This is a genomic window from Eubacterium sp. AM05-23 (assembly GCF_003477535.1).
Taxonomy (GTDB): Bacteria; Bacillota; Clostridia; order Eubacteriales; family Eubacteriaceae; genus Eubacterium; species Eubacterium maltosivorans.
Window position 1 is genome coordinate 176,275 of sequence record NZ_QUDF01000006.1, and the last position, 26,896, is coordinate 203,170.

Annotated in this window: 23 protein-coding genes and 1 riboswitch; of the genes, 10 read left to right on the plus strand and 13 right to left on the minus strand. The window is 45.5% G+C overall.

The features are described from left to right. Positions 1-44 precede the first annotated feature (44 nt). Positions 45-1,490 carry a trimethylamine methyltransferase family protein gene (locus DW091_RS10140; protein WP_118518087.1) on the minus strand — a complete coding sequence of 482 codons (1,446 nt, stop codon included), beginning with the start codon at positions 1,488-1,490 and terminating at the stop codon, positions 45-47. Next, positions 1,484-2,773 (minus strand): MFS transporter, encoded by a 1,290-nt coding sequence (locus tag DW091_RS10145; RefSeq protein ID WP_118518088.1) that lies wholly within the window; start codon positions 2,771-2,773, stop codon positions 1,484-1,486. Before DW091_RS10145 ends, DW091_RS10140 begins: the two co-directional genes overlap by 7 nt. 234 nt (positions 2,774-3,007) lie before the next feature. Between DW091_RS10145 and DW091_RS10150 the strand changes: the two genes are divergently transcribed. The 5 genes from DW091_RS10150 (at position 3,008) to DW091_RS10170 (ending at position 10,635) form a co-directional block, all read left to right on the plus strand. Then, positions 3,008-3,907 carry an EamA family transporter gene (locus DW091_RS10150; protein WP_118518089.1) on the plus strand — a complete coding sequence of 300 codons (900 nt, stop codon included), beginning with the start codon at positions 3,008-3,010 and terminating at the stop codon, positions 3,905-3,907. Between the two features lie 365 nt (positions 3,908-4,272). Next, positions 4,273-5,682, plus strand: a complete 1,410-nt coding sequence (locus tag DW091_RS10155) for a trimethylamine methyltransferase family protein (RefSeq protein WP_118518090.1) — start codon at positions 4,273-4,275, stop codon at positions 5,680-5,682. Positions 5,683-5,785: 103 nt separating this feature from the next. After that, the gene (locus DW091_RS10160) at positions 5,786-7,066 is read left to right on the plus strand and encodes an MFS transporter (protein WP_224168775.1); all 1,281 of its coding nucleotides are present in this window, start codon (positions 5,786-5,788) and stop codon (positions 7,064-7,066) included. A gap of 166 nt (positions 7,067-7,232) precedes the next feature. Then, on the plus strand, positions 7,233-8,825 hold the full coding sequence (locus DW091_RS10165) for a BCCT family transporter (RefSeq protein ID WP_058696271.1): 1,593 nt from the start codon (positions 7,233-7,235) through the stop codon (positions 8,823-8,825). Positions 8,826-9,021: 196 nt separating this feature from the next. After that, positions 9,022-10,635: a BCCT family transporter gene (locus DW091_RS10170; protein ID WP_118518091.1), complete on the plus strand. Its 1,614-nt coding sequence runs from the start codon at positions 9,022-9,024 to the stop codon at positions 10,633-10,635. A 48-nt stretch (positions 10,636-10,683) separates the two neighbouring features. On the opposite strand, the gene DW091_RS10175 is transcribed toward DW091_RS10170, so the two are convergent. From DW091_RS10175 to DW091_RS10185, 3 genes are read right to left on the minus strand one after another with little or no spacing between them, the layout of a single operon-like run. Beyond that, positions 10,684-12,192: a BCCT family transporter gene (locus DW091_RS10175; RefSeq protein ID WP_118518092.1), complete on the minus strand. Its 1,509-nt coding sequence runs from the start codon at positions 12,190-12,192 to the stop codon at positions 10,684-10,686. Positions 12,193-12,236: 44 nt separating this feature from the next. Continuing rightward, entirely contained in the window at positions 12,237-13,505 is a 1,269-nt protein-coding gene (locus DW091_RS10180) for an MFS transporter (protein WP_058696274.1), read from the minus strand. Positions 13,506-13,522: 17 nt separating this feature from the next. Next, positions 13,523-14,959: a trimethylamine methyltransferase family protein gene (locus DW091_RS10185; RefSeq protein WP_118518093.1), complete on the minus strand. Its 1,437-nt coding sequence runs from the start codon at positions 14,957-14,959 to the stop codon at positions 13,523-13,525. 193 nt (positions 14,960-15,152) lie between these two features. Between DW091_RS10185 and DW091_RS10190 the strand changes: the two genes are divergently transcribed. After that, positions 15,153-15,803 carry a TetR/AcrR family transcriptional regulator gene (locus tag DW091_RS10190; RefSeq protein ID WP_058696276.1) on the plus strand — a complete coding sequence of 217 codons (651 nt, stop codon included), beginning with the start codon at positions 15,153-15,155 and terminating at the stop codon, positions 15,801-15,803. 41 nt (positions 15,804-15,844) lie between these two features. Here DW091_RS10190 and DW091_RS10195 read toward each other — a convergent pair whose 3' ends face one another. Beyond that, on the minus strand, positions 15,845-16,489 hold the full coding sequence (locus DW091_RS10195) for a TetR/AcrR family transcriptional regulator (protein ID WP_096918788.1): 645 nt from the start codon (positions 16,487-16,489) through the stop codon (positions 15,845-15,847). A gap of 174 nt (positions 16,490-16,663) precedes the next feature. Between DW091_RS10195 and DW091_RS10200 the strand changes: the two genes are divergently transcribed. Both DW091_RS10200 and DW091_RS10205 read left to right on the plus strand, forming a co-directional pair. Beyond that, the gene (locus DW091_RS10200) at positions 16,664-18,103 is read left to right on the plus strand and encodes a trimethylamine methyltransferase family protein (protein WP_118518094.1); all 1,440 of its coding nucleotides are present in this window, start codon (positions 16,664-16,666) and stop codon (positions 18,101-18,103) included. Between the two features lie 102 nt (positions 18,104-18,205). Further along, positions 18,206-19,522 carry an MATE family efflux transporter gene (locus tag DW091_RS10205; protein WP_118518095.1) on the plus strand — a complete coding sequence of 439 codons (1,317 nt, stop codon included), beginning with the start codon at positions 18,206-18,208 and terminating at the stop codon, positions 19,520-19,522. A 40-nt stretch (positions 19,523-19,562) separates the two neighbouring features. On the opposite strand, the gene DW091_RS10210 is transcribed toward DW091_RS10205, so the two are convergent. From DW091_RS10210 to DW091_RS10240, 7 genes are all read right to left on the minus strand, one after another. Then, positions 19,563-20,996 carry a sigma 54-interacting transcriptional regulator gene (locus DW091_RS10210; protein ID WP_118518096.1) on the minus strand — a complete coding sequence of 478 codons (1,434 nt, stop codon included), beginning with the start codon at positions 20,994-20,996 and terminating at the stop codon, positions 19,563-19,565. Between the two features lie 192 nt (positions 20,997-21,188). Then, entirely contained in the window at positions 21,189-21,359 is a 171-nt protein-coding gene (locus DW091_RS10215) for a 4Fe-4S binding protein (protein WP_074616416.1), read from the minus strand. A 67-nt stretch (positions 21,360-21,426) separates the two neighbouring features. Further along, a complete protein-coding gene (locus tag DW091_RS10220; protein ID WP_074616415.1) occupies positions 21,427-22,326 on the minus strand; it encodes a stage 0 sporulation family protein in 900 nt (299 codons plus the stop codon). An 18-nt stretch (positions 22,327-22,344) separates the two neighbouring features. Then, positions 22,345-23,307 carry a DNA polymerase III subunit delta' gene (holB, locus tag DW091_RS10225; protein ID WP_058696282.1) on the minus strand — a complete coding sequence of 321 codons (963 nt, stop codon included), beginning with the start codon at positions 23,305-23,307 and terminating at the stop codon, positions 22,345-22,347. Positions 23,308-23,319: 12 nt separating this feature from the next. After that, complete coding sequence (locus DW091_RS10230; RefSeq protein ID WP_058696283.1) at positions 23,320-23,583, minus strand: hypothetical protein; 264 nt, start codon at positions 23,581-23,583, stop codon at positions 23,320-23,322. Further along, positions 23,570-24,256, minus strand: coding sequence for a deoxynucleoside kinase (locus tag DW091_RS10235; protein ID WP_058696284.1), 687 nt, complete (start codon positions 24,254-24,256; stop codon positions 23,570-23,572). Before DW091_RS10235 ends, DW091_RS10230 begins: the two co-directional genes overlap by 14 nt. A gap of 59 nt (positions 24,257-24,315) precedes the next feature. Beyond that, complete coding sequence (locus tag DW091_RS10240; protein WP_118518097.1) at positions 24,316-25,728, minus strand: aminotransferase class I/II-fold pyridoxal phosphate-dependent enzyme; 1,413 nt, start codon at positions 25,726-25,728, stop codon at positions 24,316-24,318. 97 nt (positions 25,729-25,825) lie between these two features. Between DW091_RS10240 and trxA the strand changes: the two genes are divergently transcribed. Next, a complete protein-coding gene (trxA, locus tag DW091_RS10245; protein ID WP_058696286.1) occupies positions 25,826-26,149 on the plus strand; it encodes a thioredoxin in 324 nt (107 codons plus the stop codon). 215 nt (positions 26,150-26,364) lie between these two features. Next, the gene (locus tag DW091_RS10250) at positions 26,365-26,700 is read left to right on the plus strand and encodes a helix-turn-helix transcriptional regulator (protein ID WP_058696287.1); all 336 of its coding nucleotides are present in this window, start codon (positions 26,365-26,367) and stop codon (positions 26,698-26,700) included. Positions 26,701-26,791: 91 nt separating this feature from the next. After that, positions 26,792-26,879: riboswitch (cyclic di-GMP riboswitch) on the plus strand. Positions 26,880-26,896: the final 17 nt, after the last annotated feature.

The window sequence follows — 26,896 nt, forward strand, 5'->3', positions numbered from 1 at the left end:
AAAACGGAAAGTGACAGAATTTTCTGTCACTTTCAAAAACATGCTTATAATCCCAGGGGCCTCAGGTAACGGTCCAAAACATCCTGCTGCGCTTTATCTACCGCTGGCAGTTCATAGCTTTCTAATCTTTCACAGATATGACGGCACGCCTTTTCACGGAGTGTTCCATCATCCCGGACGCTAATCATGCCGCCCTTCTTGGTAAACAGCTTTGCAAGATATGTCTCCCTTCGATACTGTTTAGGGGTTCTGCCCATAAGATAATTACCTCTTGGCCCAATATCCTTCAGCTGCTTAAAGGCAAATTCTGGCTCTGAACTGTCAAACCCCTGGGCCAGACGTTTCATATAACCCACCAGCTCCTCGTCCAACACAAATTTTTCAAAGCTTCCTACATTGAAGACGCCCATACCTCCGGCACAGTGGGTGATGTAGTCTACGTTGCACAGATAAGCCGGCATTAAAGTCATGGCAGATTCCGCGCCTGTCTGGTAATCCACATCGACAGCGTCTGAGAGCGTTCCGCCGCCGCGCACCGGAATGCCGTAATACCGCCCCATGGCAATGCCCGCATAAGCCAGAAGCGCATTTTCACTTGAGCCAGTTCCCATCTGGATATAACGCATATCCGACGGCGAGCTTAAAATGGTGTGCACCACAGGAAGGCCCGGCCGCAGCAGTTGAACAAGGGTCGTGGTTGCCAGCGCCACCGCATTATCATGGATAGCAGTGCCTAAGAGGGTTGACGGAGAGGTGGTGTTAGTCATCGAAGCGATAACCACACTAATAGGTTGGTTAGCCGCCGCAGCCTCCAGTAAATTGTCCAGCATTTCTTTATCATTACACAATGGTGACTGTACACACAGCAGTTCCATCACAATGTATTTATCCTCATCTACACCATGAAACTCCTTGAGCATCTGATGGTATTCCCTCACGGTCTGACGAATCCCCTTTCTTCCCACATTGGACTGATTAGGCCGTGCGGGATTGGCATAAAATTTCGAAGTGTATTTCAACATGAGGGCAATTTGAGCCAGATAGGTACAGTCTCCCTTGCTGCCAAATTCTGGTAGGTTGGTGATAGGTAGCTGTGAAAAGTCCATAATATCGCTGGTCTCCATCAGTTTGTAGAACTTCAGCAGATCCTCAAAAACTGGCGGTCTCATATTATTATTTTCATCGATAATCAAGGGCCAGTCTGTTCCCGGGCCCACCTTGGGGTCATAGCGCTTGCCGATTTTTAAACCGCCGCGTCGGCCATACATTTCAAATTCGATGGGCACAGTGGCAATAGCTTTATTGATGAGCGCCTCATCTAAAAATACCTTGTTGCCATCAATGCGTGCGCCATGGCTTTTAAAAACCTCCAGCACCTCCGGGTGGTCGAAGATCATCCCCACCTCGCTCAGGGTCTTTAAGGTGTATTCATGGATCACCTCAATATCCTTCTGACTGATAAACAAGCTGCTGCCATCATAATTTAACATTTTACATTTCCTCCTTCTTCTGTCCTGTTTCTTTTTCCCAAACGGTTAATCGCGAATGCGGCAATGATGCCCACGACTGACCATACAATGATCCATATCCAGATCATGTTGTAACCAGTAATACCTGGATATTTATCCAGCCAGGAGCCCATGAGCGCTGTCATAAAGGACTCTGGACCGTAGCCGATAATGGAGATTAATCCCAGCGCTACGCCTGAAAGCTCCAGAGGAATTTTGCCTTCGTCCAGAGTTGCATAGCAGACGCCCCTTGTTCCGCAGAACACAAAGGTGATCGCCAAGGTCAGCCCAATCGAAAGCGCCACATGGGCAGATGAGAACATCAACACTGCCATCAGAGCAATCAGAATACAAAAACAGACGATAATCATCGGCGTTCTGGACGAGCCGCCGCCCTTTTTTCTGGCATAACGGTCCGAGATCACCCCAAAAAGGATGGTTCCGATCCCCGCGACCAGGTAATTTTTTATAATGGCCAGAGAACTGGTCAAGGTGGTGTCCACGCCCAGAATGTTAGAATAGTAGGGCCCAAAATACATATTGGCCGCAACAAAAATCGAATAAATTGCACAAGTCAAAATCCCAACGAGCCAGACACCGGGGATTTTAACAACCTTTACCATATCCTTCAGGTTGATGCCTTCCTTGTCCTCTGAATCCTTAAAAGATGGAACCAGCCATAAAATTACAAATCCGATGACGACATACACGCCGGCGATCAGCCAAAGCAGCCCCTGAAGGCCAAAAACCTTATCCGCAAACAGTCCCATAAACCACAGGCAAAAAAATCCAACGACCGCATTAAATAACCATCTGGTTCCTTCGCTGATGCCGTACATACTCCCCTGCTCCTCCGACGTTCCCAGAAACCGGATAAATTTTAAAAACGGCGACCAGAACGTGAGCGTCGTAAACACTCCGTAAAGCGCGTAGACACAGATCAGACCCGTGAACCCCGGCTTCATCCCCTGCCACGCCGTGGCGATGGCCATCCCGATAAACGAGACGAAAAGCATGGTTCTCGCACTAAAGCGGTCCGCTAAAAAGCCGCTTGGAATGTAAGAAATCAAACACAGAATCCCGTAAAAGGAACCGAGCCTTCCAAGCTGGGTGTTGGTCAGGTTGAACCCTGCCAGATACTGGTCATAGTAAAGATTTCTGGCATATGGTGCAAATGTAATAATCCCCCCTGCGATACTGACAAATATCAAAAGGAAGTTACGCTTTCCTTTTGATACCTGCATTGCAAAACTCTGTTTTTCCATATGATTACCTCCTTCTCTGCTATACAATTATTGCAAGAACCATACCAAAATAAAAAAGCCCTGTTTTTCATGCTTTCGAAAGAATTCATAGTTTATTGCGAGTTTTATAAAACTCACTGTCTGGCTGTTTTGCCGTAGTTTGAGTTCATTTTGACCAGTGCACATTTAAAAAGCCGTGAAAAAAAACAGCGCTTCGTGTATAATAGTTTTTGACACTTGTCACCGGAGGCGCTTATGCAAAAAATAAAACCCTATCTGGCTATTTCCTATACTCTTGTTTTCTGGGGTATTTCTTTTATCAGCACAAAAATCTGTCTTCAGGCTTTTTCAGTATACGCTTTAATTTTCGGGCGCTTCGCCATCGCGGCGATTATTCTGATGCTGGTCAAAAAAAAGCTTGAGCCCGAACAGCGGCTTCTGAAACATGATCTTCCCCATGTTTTAATCGCAGGCCTCATCGGCTTTACGGGCTATTATGTTTTCGAAGCTGTGGGCGTAGACCTGACCGGAGCTTCCATGGCTTCCATTTTATTGAGCCTTGTGCCGATTTTCTGCATGCTCATTGACACAATCATTTTAAAACAGCGTTTTACGCTCATAAAAGCTGCCGCCGTAGCCTTTTCCGTAGTGGGCGTTGTTATGATTGTGGGGCTTTCTGAAATTCAGATCAATCCCTGGGGCTGTGGCGCCATGATTCTTTCGGGCCTTGGCTGGCTTTTATATAACTATCAGGCCAAGCCCCTTTACAGCCGTTATACCGGACTGGATATCACCACCTATCTCTCGGCCTGTATTGCGGGGGTTACACTGCCACTTGCCCTTATTTTCCCGCCGGATTTCAGCCTTTTTACCGGGGAGATCATCATCAATTTTCTGTTTTTGGCAGTATTGGTCTCCGCAACGGCAAACCTCACCTATATGTATGCCCTGAAGAGCATTCCCATTCTTACGGTGACCATCCTCGTCAATTTTGTACCGGTCGTCACCATTATCTTCAGTGCGCTTGTGCTCGGCGAGACCTTCACAGCGCTTCAGCTGCTCGGCGCGGCCCTGGTTATCGCATCGGTATGTCTAACCGCGCTGCCAGAGAAAGCAGCGGATGCTTCTAAAAATAAAATGAAACCTGAAGGTTGATTTCATTTTTGAATTTTTACTTAACTTTAAATTTTCCGTCACCGGAGAGCGCGCTGCGTTTTCCGGCTTTTTATTTTGCCTGCCGCATCCTGTAAACACCTCTATGCTTCCTTATTATATATACGCCAAACTATTTCCTTCAAAAATATTTTTCTATTTTTTTCGTAAAATATTATAAATTTTAAAATAGAAATTTGAAAACACGGATAAAAATCTTCATATTTCATCTTTGAAATCCTTTAATGGTTTTTTTTACAAAAAACGGCTGTTTTTAGCCATTCCTTCGCTTTCGACTTTTTGGCACGAGACTTGCGTTATATAAAGGCATAAGAAAAAACACATAATGATCATGGAGGGTAATGATTATGACACGTAACTTTTATTCCAATTTATTCACTCGCAAAGAGGACATTGAACTGATTCACGACAAAAGCTTGTATCTGCTCGCAAATAAGGGGATTTTATTTGATAACGAAGAAGCTCGCGATATTTTAGCAAAAGCGGGCTGTAAGGTAGACGGCAAGATCGTCTATATCGACAGAGACCTGGTTGAAAAATGTGTGGCTCTGGTTCCAAAGACCTTTGATATGTATTCAAGGGGTATGAAATTCACAACAGGCGTCGGTCAGGAAATGATGGTCCAGTCTTCACTGGGTCCGGTCAATGTTCTGGATAACGGCGAATACCGTAAGGCTAACGCAGAAGATTATATCAATTTCATTAAAATTCATCAGGACAGTGATATCATGCACCTGATCGACGCCGACATCGTCGTACCAAATGATATCCCGACAAAAATCCATACTGAATGGACAACTCTGGCAAACTTAAAATATTCCGATAAATTAATCGGCGGTCACAATGGTACCAAGGAACGCTGCGAAAAATTCATCAAACTGGTTCAGGATTTCAATGATGACCACGAACACTGCCAGACCATTACTCTGGCCACTAACTCCGCACCATTTGCATGGAACAAGGAAATGTGCGATACCATCATCACTTACGCCAGAATGGGCCAGGCTCTGGTTATCACAGGCGTTGGCTTAGCCGGCATGACTTCTCCACCGACCCTGGCTTCCACCACGGTTCAGAACAACACCGAACTGCTGGCCGGTCTTGTTTTATCTCAGCTCGTTCAGCCGGGCGCACCGGTTATCTACCAGCTAAGCTCACTGGAATGTGACTTGAGATACTCCCTGTGCGTATGCGGCGGACCAGAAACCTTCCAGTCCTTCTGCACCATGCGTGAACTGGCAGACTTCTACGGACTGCCCTGCCGCGCCAACGGCTGTCTCGCAGACGCCAAACAGGATGACTACCAGAGCGGCGCTGAATCCATGCTGATCTGTCTGTCCGGCTATATGGTAGAACCTGAACAGTTATACATGCTCGGCGGCATCTTGGATTCTTACGGCGCCTTAGGCTATGAAAAATATATGCTTGACGAACAAACCGCCCGCATTGTCAAACATCTCTTAAAGGGAACCACCATCAATGACCAGACACTCATGATGGATAAAATGGAAAAAGTCGAACACAAAACCAACTACATCGCCCGTACCAACAAGCTGTACAAGGCAGATTTCTTCCTGCCGCCACTGTACAACCGTCAATCCATTGGTAACTGGGAAGCTGCCGGCAGCCCGACCGTACAGGAACTTGCACGCAAGGCTTGGCAGGACCGCGTAGCCAACTACGAACTGCCGACCAAACTCGAAGCGTTCCAGGAAAAAATAATCAAAGACTTGATTCCTGAAGAATTCATGTTCTAAATTCCTTAACAATAACTAACCCATTTCATTAGTGCAAAATAGGGATTCGGCAATACCAGAACTTATTTTGCACTAATTTTTTTATCAAGGAGAGAGGAGACCTATGATGAATAACAGTGTTACCAACAAGGACAACTTAAGCAAATTCAGGACAATGCTGATCATTTTCCTGGTCAGCTTTGGTTCAGCAGTGCTTTTTCAGATTATTTACTTCCGTTTTTCGTTTTATGACACCATGATGACCAGCCTGAACATCAACAACGCCCAGCTTGGCGCCACCGGTGGTATCTACGGCCTTGTCGCCACCATCTGCTATCTTCCGGGCGGGATTATCGCAGACAAGATCCGGGCAAAATACCTTGCTTCGATCGGCTTCTTCACCACTGCTGCCGTTATCTGCTGGTTTGCGACACTTCCGTCTTACACCAGCATCATGATTATTTTTGGCCTTCTCGGCGTTACCAGCACCCTTATTTTCTGGGGTATTCGTTATAAGCTGATCCGTCTGGTCAGCGATGACACCACTTATTCGCGAAATATTGGCCTGAGTTACGGAATCTACGGCGTCGGCGGCCTGCTTCTGGGTTTTGTCTCGCAGCAGATTTTTAACGCTTTCGTGTCAGACTCTGCCGCTGGTTTTGTGGTTGTCTTAATTGTCAGCGCTATTTTAAATGTTATTTTTGGTATCGCCACCTTGTTTTTTGTTCCAAAATTTGACGATGAAATCAAGGAGGGACAGGGCTTTAACCTCAATGAATTTAAAGAAGCCATCAAGCATCCTGGCGTTTGGCTGACCACAGCGTCCATGTTCTTTGTCTACTGCGCCTATGCCGCCATGGCTTATACAACACCTTACCTGACCGATGTTTTTGGGGCTTCCATGGGCATTACCTCTACTGTCGGTATGATCCGTACTTACGGTATTGCTCTGCTTTCTGCGCCGATCATCGGCAGCATTGCCACCAGAATCAACTCACCAGCTAAGGTGCTCATTCTGATCATGGCTTTAACAGCAGTCTGCTCGGCAATCCTGATCTTCCTGCCGACAACGGCCGCGCTTTTAATGGTTGCCATCGTATTAATTCTGGCCATTGGTTTTTTCCTGACAGGCGCATACGGCGTTGCTTCCTCCCAGTTTACCGAATCCGCTGTGCCGACCACAATCTTCGGTGCCGCTACCGGTATCCTGTCGGTTATCGCCTTTATTCCAGATATGTTTGTACCGGTTATCACTGGTAACTGGCTGGATCAACATCCAGGTATGATTGGCTATCAGATGAGCTTTGGCTGCTTCCTGATCGCAGCTTCCATCATCGCGGTACTCTGCTCTGTGGCTATCCGTATCTATGTTAAGAAAAAGAATATTCAACCTGAAGATAAATAATAAACACCTGAGCGGGGACGGCCTGGCTTTCCCTGCAAAATATAAAATAGCCTGTTTACCATAATTTATCCGTTAAATCATTGGACTAAACCATCAAAACGTAGTAAGATAAAACCATCTTACGAATACAAATGTGTGATTGTGAAAGACAGAAGGGGGCGGACTTATGAAAAAATTTAAAATCGACAAATGGGCTATTATTATCACGCTGGTCATTGTACTGGCGCTCAGCATCTACATTGTACTCCTGCCGGAACAGGCAACTGCAACGCTCAATAATCTGCGCGTTTTTACAACATCCAAAATGGGTTTTTACTTTGTTTTGATTACCATCGGCATTTTTGCTGTGAACATCAGTCTTGCCTTCTCTAAATATGGAAACATTAAACTCGGCAAGGGCGATCCGAACTACAAAACCTTCAGTTGGATTGCCATGATTTTTTGTGCCACCATGGGAACCAGTATCCTGTACTGGGCTACACTGGAATGGGTTTATTACTATACAGGGCCGCCGATGGGGCTGGCCCCGCAGAGTATAGCAGCCGCGGAGGTCGCCGTATCCTACAGTTTTTTCCACTGGGGTATTCCGGCCTGGGGCATCTATGCCATCGGTACAGTCCCCATTGCCTACCGCTACTATATCCGTCAGAAAGACGGTCTTTCTCTGGCCGGCGGCTGTGAAGGGGTTACCGGCGGAAAGCCTGTCTGGAATAAGATCATCAATATCATTTTTATTTTTGGTATTGTATCCGGTATTATCATCAGCTTTGGAACAGGGATTCCTATGCTGGTCAATAATCTGCACAACAGCATCGGAACGCCAGATACCTTCATCATGCAGGTAATTATGGTTGTAATCGTTACTTTTATTTTTACCCTTAGCTCTTATGCCGGGCTCGACAAAGGGATGAAGTTCTGTTCAGATTCTACAACCTACCTCTTTTTCATCTTGCTGGCTTTTGTATTTATTTTTGGGAATCCTTTATTCCAGATTGAAAACACCATTAAAAGCCTTGGGCTCATGATCAATAACTTTGTCCCGATGATCTTTGAGACAGAACCGATTGTCAAAACCGGCTTTACCGCAGACTGGACGGTTTTTTACTGGGCCTGGTGGATTACCCTGGCACCTTGGATGTGGATTTTTATTGCAAAGATTTCCAAAGGGCGTACTATCAAACAGGTCGTGCTCACCATTTCTCTGGCTGGCCTCATCAGCACAGTACTGTTCTTCGGTATACTTTCAAACTACGGCCTTAACTTACAACTGACCGGGCAGTTTGACTTTGTCTCGATTCTACAGAACCAGAGCCCTGAACAGGTTATCTCATCGGCCATTATGGCTTTGCCGCTTGGCAAAATTGTGCTCTTTGTGTGGTTTATCGTCGGCCTGATGTTGCTGGTCACAACACTGGACTCTGCTGTATTTACACTGGCGGCGGCCTCGGTCACCAACCTGAAAACCGATGAAATCCCTCCCAAAAGCCTGAAACTTTTCTGGGCAGTCATCATTGCCGCGATTCCACTGTGCCTGATGTTTGCCAAGGCTCCGCTGGATTCGCTGAAATCGACCATTATCATCACAGCGGTTCCCGTTTCTATCACGCTGATTTTCTGTATCATTTCCATTTTCAAATGGCTGAAGCAGGATTACGGCGACATGACAAGGGATGAAATCACTCGACTGGAAAAGGAAACACCTCCCGATCTCCCCGAAACCGGAGACCTTTCCCCGAGCACAGGTGAGAAACAAGTGTGATCAATGCTTAACAGACCCGGGTGACTTTCATAAACCCTGAAAACCTTATTGGTTTTCGGGGTTTTTTTGCATTATTAAGCTTCTGTCTCAACAAGATTGGACAAAACGCATAAAATATATTAAGATAACATTACCTTGCGAATGTAAAGATTTTTTCAGCCAGCTCATCTTTACATATCTAAGGAGGTAAAAAACCATGAAAAAATATAAAATTGATAAATGGGCTATTATTATCACTCTGGCACTGGTTGCAGCCTTTAGCGTCTACATCATACTGATGCCGGCTGCAGCGACGGAAGCCCTGAATAAAATCCGAGTTTTCATTACCACCAAGATGGGCGTTTACTTTATTCTCATTACCATTGGAATATTCGTGTTTAACTTTGCTGTGGCTTTTTCTAAATTTGGGAATATCAAGCTTGGCAAGGATAAACCGGAGTACAAAACCTTCAGCTGGATCGCCATGATCTTCTGCGCAACGATGGGCGCCGGGCTTTTGTACTGGGCCGTTCTCGAGTGGGTCTATTACTATATCACACCGCCCATTGGCATTACGCCTGAGAGCATCGCTGCCGCTCAGGTGGCTGTGTCCTACAACTTTTTCCATTGGGGCGTTCCCGCCTGGGGAATCTATGCTATCGGCACCATTCCTCTGGCCTATCGTTTTTATGTCCGCAGACAGGAGGGCCTCTCCCTGGCAAACGGCTGCGAGGGGGTTACCGGCGGCCGGCCAATCTGGAATAAAATCATCAACATTGTATTTATTTTTGGAATTGTTTCCGGCATTATTCTGTCCTTCGGGACCGGGATTCCAATGCTGGTTAATAACCTGCACACCAGTCTCGGCACACCCGATAACTTTATCATGCAGGTCGTTATGGTGATCGCCGTCACCATTTTCTTTACAGCCAGTTCTTACGCAGGGCTTGACAAGGGGATGAAATTCTGTTCGGACTCCACTATTTACCTGTGTTTCTTTTTACTGGCCTATGTCTTTATTTTTGGCGGACCTCAATTCCAGCTGGAAAATACCATTAAAAGCTTCGGCATGATGATCACCAATTTTGTGCCCATGATCACTGAAACTGAGCCCATTGTCAAAACTGGCTTTACAGCGGACTGGACCGTTTTTTACTGGGCCTGGTGGATTACCCTGGCACCCTGGATGTGGATCTTTATTGCGAAAATCTCAAGGGGGCGCACCATCAAAGAGGTTATCCTGTGCATCACCGGAGCGGGCTTGCTCAGTACAATTTTGTTCTTTGGCGTATTATCCAACTATGGACTCCAGCTGCAGCTTACCGGTTCCTTTAACTTTGTCGAAATTCTCCAGACTCAGAGTCCGGAACAGGTTATTTCAACGGTTATCGCGGCCCTGCCGTTTGGCAGGATCATCCTGCTTGTCTGGTTTCTCACTGGTGTCATGCTGCTCATCACCACTTTGGATTCCGCTGTCTTTACTCTGTCTGCGGCTTCTATTAAAAACATCAGAGATGATGAAGTCCCGCCGAACCATCTCAAGCTCTTCTGGGCTATTGTTATTTCGGCGATTCCACTGTGTCTGATGTTTGCAAAGGCGCCGCTGGATTCTTTAAAATCAGCCATTATCATTTCGGCGCTCCCGGTATCTGTAACGCTGATTCTCTGCGTTGTATCCTTATATAAATGGTTAAAAAAGGACTTTGGAAGTCTGACACGGGCCCAGATCATTGAAAAAGAAAAAGACCCCACTCCAGATTTTGATCCCGGCGATTTCACTTTACCCGAACAGGATAAAAAGTCAAATAAAGAGGAATCTCTGGCCGAATAAAAAAGGACTGCTGCACCGTGATTTTTAATCAACGGACAGCAGTCCTTTTTATTTTGTTTTCTTTATCAAAACTACTGCGCTGGCAATAACGCCGATGATCAGAAACATCGCTGCCAGGCCGCCGATATTGGACAGCATCTTTATTCCTGTCAGCCCATCACCTATTCCCATCATAATCCATGTGACGACGCCAATAATGACGCCCCACACAATCTTGAGGTATGCCGGGCTGTCCACCGTTTCATTCTCTGGTTGACGGCAGCAAAAGTTGGTGATGGCAACAGTTGAAGAATCCGCCGCTGTCACAAAGGAAATCAGCACTGCCGCGAGATAAACCGGGACCATGAGCTCTGCCATCGGCAGATTTTTGAAAAGCTGGTAAATAACATTCTCATAGCCCAGCTGATAGGCCTCTACCAATCCGCAGACCGGCGTATTAAACAGAATATTTACAGTCGCACCGGAGATGATCATAAACCACAGCACACTGAACAGCGCGGTGAGAAGCAGATTCATTTTTATGATCTCCCGGATGGTTCTCCCATAGCTGATCTGTCCGAGAAACACAGCCGTGATGGGCGTCCAGGCCATCCAGTTGCCAAAATAGTACATGGTCCAGTTCTTAGTCCAGGGATCGCGCTCCAGCACACCGGTAAACAACGCGCCTGAAAAAAAGGTATCTAAAAACTCCCCTATTCCCTCTATTCCAAAGGAGACGATAAAAAGCGTGCCGCCAAAGCACAGAATAAACAAAAGAATAAAAATGTATATTCCAACATTGATATTTGATAAAAGCGTGATGCCCTTTTTTATGCCTGAAATGGCCGATATAATGGAAATACCGCCTACAAAAACAATGATCGCAAGCCAGACAGCCGGGTTAGAGGACAAACCAAAGAGCCGGCTTAGTCCGCTGTTAATGCTCAAAGTTCCAATACCAAGGGACGCCGAAAGACCTGTGACCAGTGAAAAGACACACACCACATCAATGAGCCCGTTCATCCTCACGCGGCCCTTCTCACGAATCAACGGCGCCATCATTGAACCAATGGAAAAGGAAGCTTTCATATTGTAACAGCCGTAGGCGAACATCACCGCCAGCAGAGTATACATGGCGTAAGGCAGCACTGTCCAGTGCCTGTAAATCGCCGCCATGGCAAAACGGGCGGACTCCGCGGTCATGGCCGCAATGCCGGTTGATTCCGGCGGATATAAAATATGCTGTACCGGCTCCGCCGCTCCCCAGAACACAATGCCCGCTGCAATGGTCGTGCCAAGCGTTACCGTAAACCAATTCCAGTTCGTAAGCTTCGGCTTTGCCGCAGGTCCACCGATTCTCACCCTGCCCAGCGGCGAAAAATAAATCCATATGCAGATCCCAAGTGAAACGACAGCGGTGAGCAGAAACGTCCATCCGAAATAATTGAGAATCCAGTCGTAAAAGGCTGTGACCAGAGCGGAAAAGCCCGCCCCGTCACAAAGATTCCAAATGATACATCCAATAAACAATATAGCTGGCGGCAAAAAAACTCCCCACCTTATTTGTCTGTATTTCATATGAGCGCCTCGATTCCAAGCATAGAAGGGTTCTTTTTTATTGTCTACTCCACTTCCGCTGTCTGTTCTTTACTTTTTCGAATCTGTCTGAACAGCACACCAGCTGCGACTAACCCAATAGCTGTCACCACAATCATGTACACGAAGATATGCTGGTATCCGCCAATTCCAGGATACTTATCCATCCAGTTGCCAATCAGGCTGTAAATATAAGCCTCTGGAATGAAGCCGACCAGTGAGACAAAGCCCATTGCCGTACCGCTGTAGGACAGTGGAATCTTAAGTTCATCAATAGCTGCAAAGTAGATACCTCTGAGCATGAACATTGAAAGTCCCGTTGCCAGCATAAAAGCGATAAATACGCCGAGATACTGCGGGTTATTCGGAATAATCATATATGCGGCATAACAGATAACCGGGATAATGGAGGTAAAGAATATCACCTTGATGTTTGAACCGATCTTATCTGCAATAAACCCGCTGATGAGCCCGCCGACAATAGCCATTCCATAAATACGCAGAATTCCCAGAAATGCGGCTGTTGAGGCAGACAGTCCAAAGAACTCCGTTAAATAAGGGGTCAGATAAGAGTAAGATGCGTAAATGGAGCAGACAGAGAATACCACGATGGATAAAAGCCAGAGCTTCGGCATTTTTACAACCTTTACCAGATCCTTAACTGAGGCCCCTGTTTTTTCTTCTGGATTATCTGTCGGCTTATTGTCACTCAGGCCAAACCAGGCAAAAACACCGCCGATGATGGCCAAAACCGCATAGCCAATAATCACCCAGCGCAGCGCCAGATAGTTGGCTCCGGTGGTGTTAAAGATAAACAGGATCACCATTCCATAAAGCACTGGCATAATGCCCGTTCCGCTTTCACGCATTCCGAACAGACGTCCCTGCTCGCTGCTGTCGCCCAACTGTCTTGTGGCTTTCAGCATAGCGGCCCAGAAGGTCAGCGATGAGAGAACTCCATACATAACATAGATAAATACAAGAACAGGGTAAGAAGGATACGTTGACAACAAAATCCCCAGAGCGCCTGTTCCCACCAGTGAAAAGGCAATCAGCTTTCTGGCGGAAAGACGGTCAGCCAGGTACCCGCCGGGAAAGTAACCAATCATTGAGATGAAACCAAAAATACTCATCAGCAGACCAAGCTGGGAATTTGAAATATTCATGGCCTCCAGAATCACGTCGTAATAATTATAGCTCAAATAGGGAAGTTCATAAATTGTACTTCCCGCAAGAATCAATGCAAAAAGTGCCACATACTTTTTAACTTTCGAGTTTTTAGCAGTGCTATCCATTTTTTTCTCCTAATTTTCTAAATGCTTTCCCGGTATTCTTCAGGAATATACGGGGCTACAATATCGTTCTGTTCCTTTGTGATTTCCGGCGGCTGATAAGAGGCAATTCTTTCCTTTACTACATTTTCAGCCACTTCCTTTAAGGAGTGTCGCCCTTCGTTCTGCCATACGTTAGGGTCTTGCTTGTTAAAAAATTTTGGCATAACAAATTCTTCGCGGTACATCTTTGGTGTTCTGCCCTTTAAGTAAGAGCCGCGTGGGCCGATTTTCCTGATCAAATCAAAGCAGCCTTTTTCTTCGGAGGTATCAATTCCAGCGGCCATTCGTCTTGCGTAGAGCAAGGTATCTTCATCCAGCATATATTTTTCATAGCTGAAGATATTAAAGGAGCCCATAATACCGCAGGCGTGAAGGATCAGGTCAACGCCGGATTCATAAGTTGCGTTTAACACCAGCATAGATTCCGCGCCGGCCTGGTAGTCCAGATCCTTTGCGTCGCTCAGGCTTCCGCCGCTGCGGCACGGCATTTTATAATAGTCCGCCATGGCAACAGCTGCATAAACCATTAAAGCCGTTTCCGGTGAGCCGATGCTCAAAAGAATACTTCTCAAATCGGTGGAGGCGGAGGTGTTGCCATAAATAACCGGCACTCCCGGGCAGGCAAGCTGCGCCAGCGTTAAGCCTGCCAGTATTTCTGCATTGGTCAGGCTCACAGTCGCAAAGACAGACGGCGGCGAGGTTAACGCCGGCATCGCGCAGGGCGTAAACCAGATCGGCTGCTTTTCAGCGCAGAAAGCAAACATTTTTTCAAGGGGGGCAAAATCATAGCAGAGCGGCGATAAGGAATTGACACAGAAGGAGTTGACATAACGCTCCTGTTCCTCTACCCCTTCAAAGGCTTTAATGATTTTAAGGCTTTTAACCGTTGTATCAAACAGCTCCTCATGCGGTACCGAAAAGGTATCCGGGTCGAAACAGGCGATCTGCGGGCTGTATTTCAGCAGCATCCCAACATTAGAGAAAATTTTCTGTTCTTTTGTAAAATTAGTAGTATCCGCGAAATAGTCCATGTAATTATAATCTGTTGCCGGACTGGTAGACGCCAGTTTGAAAATATTGATGGTATCCTCATTACGCATACGGCGAATGGAATTATGGTCCTCAACATATACTGCACCACAGGCAGGCATATTAACGCGGCTGCCGTCGCCAATGGTAACAGACCCCTTTGTCGAATACAGCTCAAATGTCTCTGGACACTGTGCTACGGCCTGATTCACCAAATCTTCGCTTATAAAAACAATGTCCCCCTCAATCTCTGCACCATGCTCTTTGAATAATTCTAAAGCTTTTGGATGCTCAAAACGTACGCCGACCTCTTTTAAAATTCTCAGCGACTCTTCGTGGATGCGCTCGATATCTTCTTTCGAAACATAATGACTAAATTTCTTCAACGTTCTCTCTCCTCGTTTTTTCATTCTAAAAATTTAAACCGGTTAATTTTTGTAACTGTAGGATATCATGATTTTACGATTGTGTCAACACTTTTTTAAACGGGTTAATTTTTATGTTGTAAAAGTTTTGAGAAATGTGATAGAATAAGCACAGCAACACAATTATTGATCAATATCATGAAAAGAGGAAACAATGGAATATAAAAAAAGCAAGGAAACCCGCGATAAGATTTTCAACCTTGCCAAAAAATCATTTTATGAAATTGGATTTAAAAAAACAACGATCCGCAACATCGCAAAGGAAGCCGGCATCAACCATGCGCTGGCTTATTACCACTTCAATGGAAAATACGATATTGCCCATCATATTGTTGATGAATTCCACCAGAAAGCAGAGACTGCCTTCAATAAGCTGACGGCCGATATGGCCTTTGAAGACCCACTTCTCCGTCTGCTGACCCTTTACCGTTTCAGCCTGAGAGAAATTTATGACAACGAATGGGATTTTAACTTTTATGTCGAGGTCTATCAGCAATCCTACTATGATTCTGATCTTGTGGAAAACTGCGTCAAAATTCTGAATTTTTATCATTATCCCATCGACCGCAAGAAAATTGATATTGCGGTTCTGTCTACTTCTTCCTCGTGGGGGCAGCTTTATACCAACGAGGATCTCCCTTACAGAGATCACTTCACACACAGGGATATTATGGACTCCATTGATATTATGCGATGGTCTTACCTGGGTTTTGAACCAGACTTTATCATTGAAAAAATAAAACAGTCTGAGGCGCTGCTTGCCTCTCTGCCCATTATGAATATTCGCATTTTAGAAAAACAGTAAACAAAAACGTCATCCCAGCTACAAACTGAGATGGCGTTTTTTTAATCCCCTTTTCCCAGTAGTGGGATACCCTGTATTGGGATAGTTTCCAGAATCTGCTTTGCCTCTTTTATTTTTCGCGTGACTTCTTCTCTGCTGAAACCCAGATAGCACCACCTTAAAATATCCGTTGTATCCCGTATCTCGTCCAGATCCACCGGGGAGGAAAGCAGCTTTGCATTAAAATAAAGCTGGCTCCAGACGCTGGTTGTCGAGAGCACCGCGATCTCAGCCATTTTTTTATCCACAGACATCCCATGCTCCTGGCACGCCAGCATACAATACTCAACCTGCGATTTATCACAATATGGTTTTTCATAAGCGTGAAGATAAAGCTCCAAATCCCTTGGATTTTGATATATCTCTCTTAAAACTGCCCGGACGAGCAGCAGAGAAAATAAAAACAGATCCTTCTCCGCGTCAATATATTTTTTAAACACTGTTGACGCCCTGTAAAAATGCTCGTCTATGATACGGTGTGCCAGCTCATATTTACTGTCAAAATAATAATAGATCAACGCCTGATTTGTTCCCAGAGCGTCTGCAATTGAACGCATGGTGGTCTTTTTAAATCCCACCTCATAAAAAGACTGCTTGACAATACTTAAAATTTTTTCTTTTGTTTCCTTGCCTTTTTTATACTCCATGAAATGCCTCAATCAAATAATTTTTGTATAGCTATATTATAACATACTCTGACAAAAAAATCTTCAAAATAATTAAACGGTTTAATTTTTATTCTTGACATACTTAAATTATGGCTGTATAATACACTCATAAAAATTAAACCGTTTAATTTAAATTTTTAAAAGGAGTCCCTTATGAAAAAGTATAGCCATTATGTTTCAAAGGAAACCATTGAACGTATTCACGAGCAGTCTCTGCGCGTATTGAAAGAAATCGGCGTGCGCTTTGAAAACCCGCGCGCGCTGGATCTTCTGGCCAAAAACGGCGTCAAGCTTGACGGCTGCATCGCCTATTTTGATGAGGAAACCGTCGTAAACGCCATGAAGCTTGCTCCTTCCGTTTTTGAATTAACCTCAAATACCAAGGGCAATCTGACCATCGGCAATGAAAGCCGTATTACCATGCCCAGCGGCGGCCCAGTCTACATTACTGAAAACGGCGTTATCCGTAAAACTGTTAACCAGGACATTATCAATTTTCTTAAATTAACTTCGACCAGCGATGAAATCGGTTATCAATACATCGATTTTCTCCCCAATGACGACCATCTGACCGAAGACCAGAAAATTTACGCCTCCGAAGCGCTGTTGCTGAAATACGGCAAACAGCCGGCCTGTATTGACCCTGACACCTTTTTAATGGACGAGGGCAAAATTTACAACGCCACTTTAAAAAGCATTGACCTCATCCGTAAATTTGAAGGCATTGAAGACAGTGAAAAACACATCAACTCCTTCTGTGTCAATTCTATTTCTCCGCTTTGCTATGATTTTGCGCCTCTTGAAAAAATGTTTGCCTTCTGTGAACAAAACCAGCCGCTCTGGTTCTCCCCCTGTGCAATGCCCGGCATGACCGCTCCGCCGTCGGTTATGGCAACGCTCGTGATGACCAACGCTGAAATTCTGGCCATTAACGCACTGGCTCAGATGATTAAACCTGGCGTACCGGTTATTTACGGCAACACCTCCGCCTCTACCAATCTGCGTACCTTACTGCTAAGCTTTGGCGCTCCGGAAACCATGCTCATGTGCTACGCCACAGCTGCCATGTCCGACTTTTACGATGTTCCCTGCCGTACCGGCGGCGCACAGTCTGACGCTAAAGATACCGATTACCAGTCCGGCGCGGAATCCATGTTTATGATCCAGTCCTGTATGGAATGCGGTACTGATCTGATCTACCACGCAAGCGGCATGATGGGCAGTATGAACCTTTACAGCTATGAAAAATTTATTCTGGATGAAGAGTGTATCGCTTTTGCAAGAAGAATGGTTCAGGGAATTGATCCTTCTGAAGAAAAAGTCTGCTTCGACGCATTGAAAAAGGCTGGTCCTCGAGGTTCCTTTATCACCGGAAGAACTCCCAAAATGTACCGTGAAGAGTTCTATCTGCCTAAATATTTTAACAAACAGGATGTTAATGTCTGGCAAAACGAAGGCTCACACTCTGTTTTAGAGGTTGCCCGGAAAGCGGTTGACGAAAGAATCGAATCCTATGTACAGCCGGATATTACCAAGGAACAGCAGGAATTATTGAACCCATACCTTCCACCAGAATACAAAGAAAGCATATAGTAAAAAGTATCAACCCCTTCTAATGGAGAATTGAGGATTGGCAGCGGCATATATTGCCTGTATGTGCTCAATTCTCCATTGTTTTAAAAGAAAGCAGAGAAAATGGACAAATATCAATTGATCTCACAACCTGTTCCAAAATTATTTTTTCAGTATCTGATCCCGGCTGTCAGCGGAACGATGGTGAGCGCGGTCTATATCTTGGCCGATACGATCATTATCGGAAAGGGAATTGGCGCAACAGCGCTGGCTGCCTTAAACATTGTCCTGCCACTGTTCAACATTATTTATGGTGCCGGCCTGCTGTTTGGCGTCGGCGGTTCTGTACTCATGTCCATTTGCAGAGGCCGGGGACATGATGAAAAAGGCCAACGGTATTTTACCGCTGCGTTTTTGCTTAATTTATTGGCCGGCATCCTTTATATCTCGGTCTTTTTTATCTTTGAAAAAAAAATTCTGGTTTTTTTAGGTGGAACACCCGTCACTATGCCGTATATTATGAGCTACGCGCCTTATCTGTCGGGCGGGGCTTTATTTCTTTGTTTTTCAACATTTCTTCAGGCTTTTGTCCGTAATGACGGTGCCCCCAGGCTGGCCATGACCGCGGTTATTACTGGCGGGATTTTTAATCTTATCTTCGACATTCTTCTGGTTTTCCCACTTCAAATGGGGATGGCGGGAGCCGCTCTGGCCAGTGTCACCGGAACAGCTCTGGCAGACTGTATATTGCTTTCTCACTTCTTCACAAAGAAAAACGGGCTGCGCTTCCGCTTTAAAGGTTTAACGACTTTATATTTTAAAACAGTCTTCAGCAATGGCTTTACCAGTTTTCTCACCGAAATCTCAACCGGTATTGTTATTTTTGTTTTTAACCTTCAGCTTTTACGCTATGTGGGCGACATCGGCGTCAGTGCATATGGCGTTATTTCAAACACTGCCTATGTTGTGGCCGCGATCAGCAACGGTATCAGTCAGGCTGCCCAGCCAATTTTATCCACAAACTACGGCGCCAGTAAGTTCGAACGCATCGGCGAGGTTCGCAGAATTGGGATTAAGACTTCCCTGGCAATCTGCGCCATCCCTGCTGTTTTCGGAATTTTTGCGCCAGGCGTGTTCACCCATATTTTTCTAAACCCTACGGCCGAGGTGCTGGCACTTTCAACCTCAGCCATACGCATCTACTTTATTGGATTTTTTGTCATTGGCATCAATATTTTTATGATCAACTATTTTCAGTCTGTTGCCCGTCCGAAAATTTCATTTGTTCTTTGCCTGCTAAGAGGTTGTATTCTCAATGTGCTGTTTGTTTCTGTATTACCCTTATTTTGGGGCGTAAACGGAATCTGGATGGCAGCGCCCCTGACTGAGTTTACCTCCCTTGGAATTGGTGTTTTTCTGACAAAAAAATTTTCTCACTAAAAAACGAAGCGTTTTATCTAAACACTCCGTCTTAAGCCATCTATTTTTTCATTAAATCCTTACAGTATTCACTCACCAGCCGGAATGCCTTGGAGTGGCTGATGTCCAGATCTTCAGCGACTTTTTTCATATTTCTGTACTTTTTATAGGACTCACGGATCAGCTGTTTCCCAACGCTTTCCAGAATATAATCATAGCTTTCCTTATAGGTCTCCTCTACCATGGCCGTACCCTCAATCATAAATTCCGGTAAATCCTTCGGCGCAACCGGACCACTGGTGGACAGAAGAACCGTACGTTCAATAAGATTTTTCAGCTGCCGTATGTTGCCCGGCCAGTCGTAGGCGATGAGGATCGCCATGGACTTTGGCGAAAAATCAATGTCCTTTCCATATTTTTTATTATATTTTTTCAGAAAATAGGCTGTCAGAGGCAGAATATCCTCCCGGCGTTCTCTGAGTGCAGGAATCTCAATATTGATGGTATTGATCCGCCAGTACAGGTCCGAACGGAACTTCTTTTCAGCGACCAGCTTTTCAAGATTTGCGTTGGTGGCGGCCACAATGCGGATATCCACATGCTTCATTTCACTGCCCCCTACCTGGATGAAACGCTTGTTTTCCAAAACGTCCAGCAGCTTGGCCTGAAGCCCTGGCGCCATCTCACCGATTTCATCAAGAAACAACGTGCCGCCGTCGGCCAGCTCCACAAGACCGACCTTTCCCTTTGCGCTGGCCCCTGTAAAGGCATGGGGCGCATAACCAAATAGTTCTGGTTCCAGAAGGTTTTCCGGGATTGTGGCACAGTTGATAGCCCAGAACGGCTTTGAAGCCCTCAGACTTGTTTTATGCACATATTCGGCAATCAGTGTCTTGCCTACCCCTGACTCTCCCGTTAAAAGGATTGGGACGTCGGACTCTGAAACTTTTTTAATGGTCAGCAGAATTTTGCAGAAAATATAGCTTTGTCCGACAATCTCATCATCATCCTTGCCATCCTCCGCCTCTATTGTGTGTGTTTTACTCTTGCTGCCGGCCTTGCTCTTTTCACCATCCAGCTTTCGCCAGGTCATGTCATATTTTTCAGGGAGTTCATTGGCAATGGTCACAACCATTTCGATTTCGCCGTCCTTATCAAAAATGGGTGTGAGCACAGTTGAAACGCTTTTTCCAATGAGCAGATAGTTCTGCTCTGCAAAGACAGTACGTTTTTCCATGACACATTTTTCTAAAGCTGTTGGCGTCCACTTCCCTTTTCTGAAGGAATAGTTGTTCTGACCGATCATTTCTTTAGGGTCTACCCCATAATGGCGGATGGAGTTGGGATTAACGTAAATAATCTTTCCCTCTTTGTCCATCACATATACATCTGATGAACAGTTTTCCAAAATTTTAATATAGACGTCCACCGGAATGGAACGGAGATATTCCAGGTACTCTTCATCAATTCCAAATTCTTTGTTTATTTTTCCCATAAGGCACCTCTGTTGTCTTCTGAATCTTCTCAAACGCTATACGATTTCAATAGAAGTATTATATCATAGCAGCACTTACTTTTTCCAGTTAAATTCACAGCCTTTATATTCTTAAAAAGCTGTGTACAATTCTGCAAACGGCAAGAAAAAAACACCATCCCCGGGGAATGGTGTCTTCTTTTTGTATTCTTATTAGTCTTCAGGTACAATTGCTTCTACTGGGCACTGATCTGCGCAAGAACCGCAATCTGTACATAAAGCTTCATCAATTTCATAGATAGAACCTTCAGAAATTGCTTCTACTGGACATTGATCTGCACAAGAACCGCAAGCGATACATTCGTCTGTGATTTTGTAAGCCATTTAATACACCCCTTTCTTGAACAACATTTATTTTATTATATCTTATTCTTGATTTAAAGCAAGACAATTATTTATCTTTTTTGCCTTTTTCAGGTTTTTTTTCTGATTTTTTTTCGCGTTTCCGCTCAGGCTTGCGCTCGGGCTTTTTTTCCTGCTTTTTCTTCTGAATATCCGCTAACAGATATTTTCGAACTTCGGTTTCATCCTTTTCCAGCTGCATTTTGACAAAAACTGTTTCCTCAAGGATGCTTAACTTAAAAACCTCGCCCTCGCCGTCCGGTGTAATGACCTGCTGGCCGACTCTCGGCATCTTCTTGGTGACTTCCTCATAAAACTCCTGTTCGTAGGTCAGGCAGCACAAAAGCCTGCCGCAGATACCGGATATTTTGGTGGAATTCAGCGATAGGTTTTGTTCCTTGGCCATTTTAATAGACACAGGGGTAAAATCCCCAAGCCACTGGGCACAGCAGGTCGTTCTGCCGCATACACCCAAACCCTTAAATATCTTAGCCTCATCCCGAACACCGATCTGGCGCAGCTCAATGCGCACCTTAAACACAGCTGCCAAATCCTTGACCAGATCTCTGAAATCCACACGGCCGTCAGCTGTAAAGTAAAAGATCGCCTTCTTCTTATCAAAGGTATACTCCACATCAATGAGCTTCATCTCAAGCTTGTGGGCTTTTGCCTTTTCGATAAAAATATCCTTGGCCTCAATTTCCTTGCGCTTCAGCCGCTCAAAATCCGCTGTATCTTTATCGGTGGCTTTCCTGATAACGGGCTTGATGGGCGCTGTGATCAAATCATCCTCGATCTCCCTCGGCCCCAGGGCAACCTCTCCGTATTCCACGCCGCGGACAGTCTCAACTATGACATGGTCGTACTGCTCTACTTCCAGATTCTGTGGATCAAAATAATAAATTTTACCGACTTTTTTAAATCGGACTCCAACCACTGATTTTGCCATCTATAGTACTCCTGTAAATTATATTTTTAATAGGACGCTTTCCCACTGCAGCCTCAGGTTGACATTATACTGCAGGGTGTTCATAAACTCAAAAAGGATTTCTGCGATCCGGCTGTTTTGACGCGGCGTCAAAACCGAAGCGTATTTTACCTGCCAGCTATAATATGGATTCCCATCATCCTCTGCGCCTTCCAGAAACAGCGCCATGCTGTGAAACCAGACAAGCAGAAAATTCAGAACCTCGGCGCTGGCGTTTTTGTCCTTCCCTATCTTTTCACTGAAAGCGAACGCCTTAAAGGTATCTCCCTTAAGTATAGCATAAAATACATTTAATGCTTCAATTTTTAAGCTTTCCAGCTCAGTATTTTCAAGAAATTCTAAAGCCTTTCCCGGCGATCCTTCGCAGCTGTAGACCGCCTGATCCACCGCCTCGCCTGGCGCATAACCCTTCTGCCTCAAAATTTCGCGGATGCCAGCGTCCGAGACCGGCTCAAAGCTCAGCACCTGGCAGCGTGAGCGGATGGTGTTCAGCATTTTTTCCAGATTCTCCGCTGTAATGATGAAAACATTGTGAGGTTCTGGCTCCTCCAGGGATTTCAACAGAGCGTTCTGGGCCTCCGGTGTCATTTTATCGCCGCCTTTTATGATGCTTACCCGCAGATCGCTCTCAAAGGGCTTGACCGGCAGTGTGGTGATGAGCTTACGGACCTGATCAATTTTAATGGCGCTCTCGCCCTTTCCAGGCTGGGTGATTAGAACATCCGGATGGTTGCCGTGCTCAATCTTCTCACAGGGAATACAGGCGCCGCAGGGCTTTTCATCCCCCCGGCATAAAAGGGCTTTTGCAAATTCAAGGGCCATCATGGTCTTGCCAATACCTTTTTTTCCCACAAAAAGATAGGCGTGACTCACTTCATGATTAGCCAGGCTTCCCGCCAGAAGCTTTTTAATCCGCTCCTGCTCAATAATTGCCTTAAACATGCCTGCTCCTTCCTAGTGCCATTCTTCTTCGGCTAATTCTGAAAAATCTGTTTTAAGCAGCGCCTTTGCCTCCTCAAGATCTCCCGGGTCCACAAATATTTCAATATTGGCCGTGGTGAAGGTTCCCATAAAAATACTGCGGATCGGGCCGCCAAAGCCTTTTTCCCTCGAGGTGACCTTAATGCCGTTCGCCTCCAGAAAGCTCCGCGTCATGGCAAACTCCATGTCCGAATAGGCTACCTTCAAAAGCGCATAGCGGTCCTCAAACCGTTCCACTTGTCATCACCCTTTCATATATTTCTTCGTGTATATCCTCAATACTCCGGAGTCTGCCCTCCGCAACACATACGATCTCTGTCCAACTGTACTTCTCAATGAGCTCAAGGGCATTCTGATACGCGTGGATCAGGTGCTCCGGGCTTTTTTCGTGTATATCTTTCTCCGCTTTACCCGTGATTTTATTGGCGCGGCCCTCCATCAGCTTAAAGTTAATTTCCGGCGGTATATTCAAAAAGAAAACCGCGTCTGGTACAGGCAGCTCCATCTTGTTAAACTCATAATCTGACAGCCAGTCCATAAAACGGCCGCGCTCCTCCGGATCGCTGATTTTACCCGCCTGATGAACCATATTGGAAGTAGTGTACCGATCAGCGATCACGATGCCGCCGTCCTTGTAAAAGGCCTCGTAATCTTCCTTGTAGGAGGCATAACGGTCAGCTGCGTAAAAGGTCGAGGCGATGTAAGGACTGATGCTGTCCGGGTCATTGCCAAAGGCGCCGGACAGGTACAGCCGTACCATGGCGGAGGACTCCTTATCGTAACGGGGATAGGAAACCTTCATAACACGCTGTCCCTCCCTTTTCAGGCGGTCGTAGAGCTTTTCTGTCTGTGTCTGCTTACCGCTGCCGTCAACACCCTCGATGACAATCAGCTGTCCTTTATTTTCCATTGATAAACCTTCTTTTCTCATTTTGTTTCAGGCATTATTATATCATAACGGCCCATGCATTAAAACGAAGAATTGAGAATGACTTCAATCATTCCCCCACTGTCTATTCCCACAACCGCTTCGCCGTTTCTCCGCCGTCTTAAGAGCTCCGCCACGGTTTCTTCTGTCACCAGACTCCCAGGCAGCAGCACCGGTATTCCTGGAGGATACGGGATGACAAAGCCCGCTGCGGCACTGCCTGCTGCGTCCTCCAAAGGCAGCCGCCCGGTTTCCATATTGTAGAGTGCCTGCCACAGGGGATATTTTTCCTCGTGCTTCCAGACACTGACAAATCCAGCATCCGGCAGCTCAGAGACTTCCGGACAGTCTCTGTTCATGTCTGCCACTGCTGCCATCAGCTGATCCAGTTCGCCGGCTGCAGTGCCGATTCCTGTCATGGCCAGTACATAGTTAAATCCGGACATCTCACACTGAATGTTATACTCTGTTAGCAGCCGCTTTTCAACAGCAGTGCCCTTTCCGTTCTTTACCATCAGCAGCCACTTGCTTTTATCGTAGGGCTGCCCATCCTCCGGAGTATACAGAGCAATGCAGTCGCCCACCCCTGTCCGTTTCTGATAAAAATCCCAACGCTCCGCAATGGTTTTAAAAACAGTTTCTCCCTTTTCGCAAGCTTCGTCCACCGCGTTTTCCACACTCATCATCAGCAGATAGCTGGGACTGGAGGACTGAAGCATGGCCAGAAATTTTTTAACACGGCTTCTTTCTACCAGGGGCCCCTGCATGTGAAGCAGAGAGCTCTGGGTAAAAGCGCTTAAAAGCTTATGCGTGCTCTGAATGACAATATCTGCTCCGCAGCTCACCGCGTCCGGCGGCAGCTCAGCACAAAACTTCAGGTGTGCCCCGTGGGCTTCATCCACGATCAGCACCTTGCCTTTTTTATGAAGCAGCTCTGCAATGGCAGCAACATCACTGACCGTGCCATAATAGGTGGGATTGACCAGTATCATCCCCTTTACCTCTGGGTGCTCCCGCAGATTTTTTTCTACCTGTTCCAGAGAAATACATTTTCCAAAGCCCAGCCGCGCATCGTATTCCGGTTCAAAATAAACACCTTTTATCCTGCCCAGGGCCAGCCCTGCATAAACAGAACGGTGGCAGTTTAACGGCACCAGAAGGCTCTCGCCTTCTCTGCAAACACCCATAATGGCACTCTGTATGCCGGTTGTGGTGCCGTTTACCAGAATACAGGCCTCCTCCGACCCGTAAGCTTCTGCCAGCTTTTTCTGAACCTTTAAAAGAATATCGGAGGGATCGTGCAGGTTATCCGCGCCAGGTATCTCTGTGACATCCAGAGTTGCCCAGTTTTCATTATCAAAACAAAAATTTCCCTTGTGCCCGGGCATATGAAACCGCAAAGCCCCTCTGTCACTGAGTTCTTGTAATCTTGTATATAAAAGTCGTTTTTTCATGAATTTATTTTATCATAAAATCCGGATTTTTCCCCTTTATTTTTAGATGGATTATTGATATGATAATCTCTGTAAAAAAATTCAAGGAGTGAAAAAGATGGCAAATATCATCTCTGTCGATATGACTAACTTTGAATCGGAAGTTCTGAACTATACGGAAGGCCCTGTCATGGTTGATTTTTGGGCTGAATGGTGTGGTCCCTGTAAGGCTCTCCTTCCGATCATCGAAGAAATCGCCGGCGAAGTCCCTTCAACCGCCAAAATCTGCAAGCTGAATGTAGATGAAAATACTGACCTGGCCAGGCAGTTTCATGTCATGAGCATCCCGACCTGTGTATTCTTAAAGGACGGCAGTGAAGTCGAACGTTTCGTGGGAAGCCGCGATAAGCAGGAATACATTGATACCCTAAAAAATTTATAAGTTTTTCAGACCACGCTTCGGGCATGGTCTTTTTTTATCGAACTATTTTTTATTAAATTTTCTTTTACAATACAAGACGTTTCTCTTTTTATTCTATTTTTATAACTATTATTTCGAAAATCCTTGAACCTTTTTCAAAAATATGTTACTATGAAAATTGTTTATAGATTCCTTATTTTCAATCATATCTGTCAAACACTCGGGAGGAACTCCAGATGAACAGTAAATACCTCGGGCAGCGGCTTCGCCAGTTTCGAAAAGACGCCCGTCTTACACAAAACCAGCTGGCTAAAAAAGCCGGTATCACCCCCACATACCTCAGTATCATTGAAAGGGGAGCGCAGCTGCCCCGGCTGGAAACTTTTATCAATCTGGCCAATATCCTGTCCGTTTCAGCCGACGATCTTCTGATGGAAGACCACGCAGAATCTCGCAAAGAAACGCACACTTCTTTCGCCATTCCGTCTGACAATCTGTCAGATGAGGAGCTCACTTTAGTGCAGGATATGGTCAAACTGATGTGTGACCATTTCAAAACAACAAATCACTGAATTATTTGTTTAAATTCTTGGACAAAACTATAATTGAATATTGACTTCATTCGCATTGTGAGTTATAGTAAATAATATACATCCGAATCATTTTGAAATAGGGCAAAACTACTGAAAGGTAGTGACGCAAAGCCAAGGGTCTAATTCATCAGGAGATGAAATGACAGCCGGTTGCTCGGGTATTAAACTTACTGAA

Bases quoted from the DNA above. Each gene is read 5' to 3' on its own strand.
- DW091_RS10140 (WP_118518087.1), bottom strand. From the start codon at position 1,490: ATGTTAAATTATGATGGCAGCAGCTTGTTTATCAGTCAGAAGGATATT.
- DW091_RS10145 (WP_118518088.1), bottom strand. From the start codon at position 2,773: ATGGAAAAACAGAGTTTTGCAATGCAGGTATCAAAAGGAAAGCGTAAC.
- DW091_RS10150 (WP_118518089.1), top strand. From the start codon at position 3,008: ATGCAAAAAATAAAACCCTATCTGGCTATTTCCTATACTCTTGTTTTC.
- DW091_RS10155 (WP_118518090.1), top strand. From the start codon at position 4,273: ATGACACGTAACTTTTATTCCAATTTATTCACTCGCAAAGAGGACATT.
- DW091_RS10160 (WP_224168775.1), top strand. From the start codon at position 5,786: ATGATGAATAACAGTGTTACCAACAAGGACAACTTAAGCAAATTCAGG.
- DW091_RS10165 (WP_058696271.1), top strand. From the start codon at position 7,233: ATGAAAAAATTTAAAATCGACAAATGGGCTATTATTATCACGCTGGTC.
- DW091_RS10170 (WP_118518091.1), top strand. From the start codon at position 9,022: ATGAAAAAATATAAAATTGATAAATGGGCTATTATTATCACTCTGGCA.
- DW091_RS10175 (WP_118518092.1), bottom strand. From the start codon at position 12,192: ATGAAATACAGACAAATAAGGTGGGGAGTTTTTTTGCCGCCAGCTATA.
- DW091_RS10180 (WP_058696274.1), bottom strand. From the start codon at position 13,505: ATGGATAGCACTGCTAAAAACTCGAAAGTTAAAAAGTATGTGGCACTT.
- DW091_RS10190 (WP_058696276.1), top strand. From the start codon at position 15,153: ATGGAATATAAAAAAAGCAAGGAAACCCGCGATAAGATTTTCAACCTT.
- DW091_RS10195 (WP_096918788.1), bottom strand. From the start codon at position 16,489: ATGGAGTATAAAAAAGGCAAGGAAACAAAAGAAAAAATTTTAAGTATT.
- DW091_RS10200 (WP_118518094.1), top strand. From the start codon at position 16,664: ATGAAAAAGTATAGCCATTATGTTTCAAAGGAAACCATTGAACGTATT.
- DW091_RS10205 (WP_118518095.1), top strand. From the start codon at position 18,206: ATGGACAAATATCAATTGATCTCACAACCTGTTCCAAAATTATTTTTT.
- DW091_RS10210 (WP_118518096.1), bottom strand. From the start codon at position 20,996: ATGGGAAAAATAAACAAAGAATTTGGAATTGATGAAGAGTACCTGGAA.
- DW091_RS10215 (WP_074616416.1), bottom strand. From the start codon at position 21,359: ATGGCTTACAAAATCACAGACGAATGTATCGCTTGCGGTTCTTGTGCA.
- DW091_RS10220 (WP_074616415.1), bottom strand. From the start codon at position 22,326: ATGGCAAAATCAGTGGTTGGAGTCCGATTTAAAAAAGTCGGTAAAATT.
- holB (WP_058696282.1), bottom strand. From the start codon at position 23,307: ATGTTTAAGGCAATTATTGAGCAGGAGCGGATTAAAAAGCTTCTGGCG.
- DW091_RS10235 (WP_058696284.1), bottom strand. From the start codon at position 24,256: ATGGAAAATAAAGGACAGCTGATTGTCATCGAGGGTGTTGACGGCAGC.
- DW091_RS10240 (WP_118518097.1), bottom strand. From the start codon at position 25,728: ATGAAAAAACGACTTTTATATACAAGATTACAAGAACTCAGTGACAGA.
- trxA (WP_058696286.1), top strand. From the start codon at position 25,826: ATGGCAAATATCATCTCTGTCGATATGACTAACTTTGAATCGGAAGTT.
- DW091_RS10250 (WP_058696287.1), top strand. From the start codon at position 26,365: ATGAACAGTAAATACCTCGGGCAGCGGCTTCGCCAGTTTCGAAAAGAC.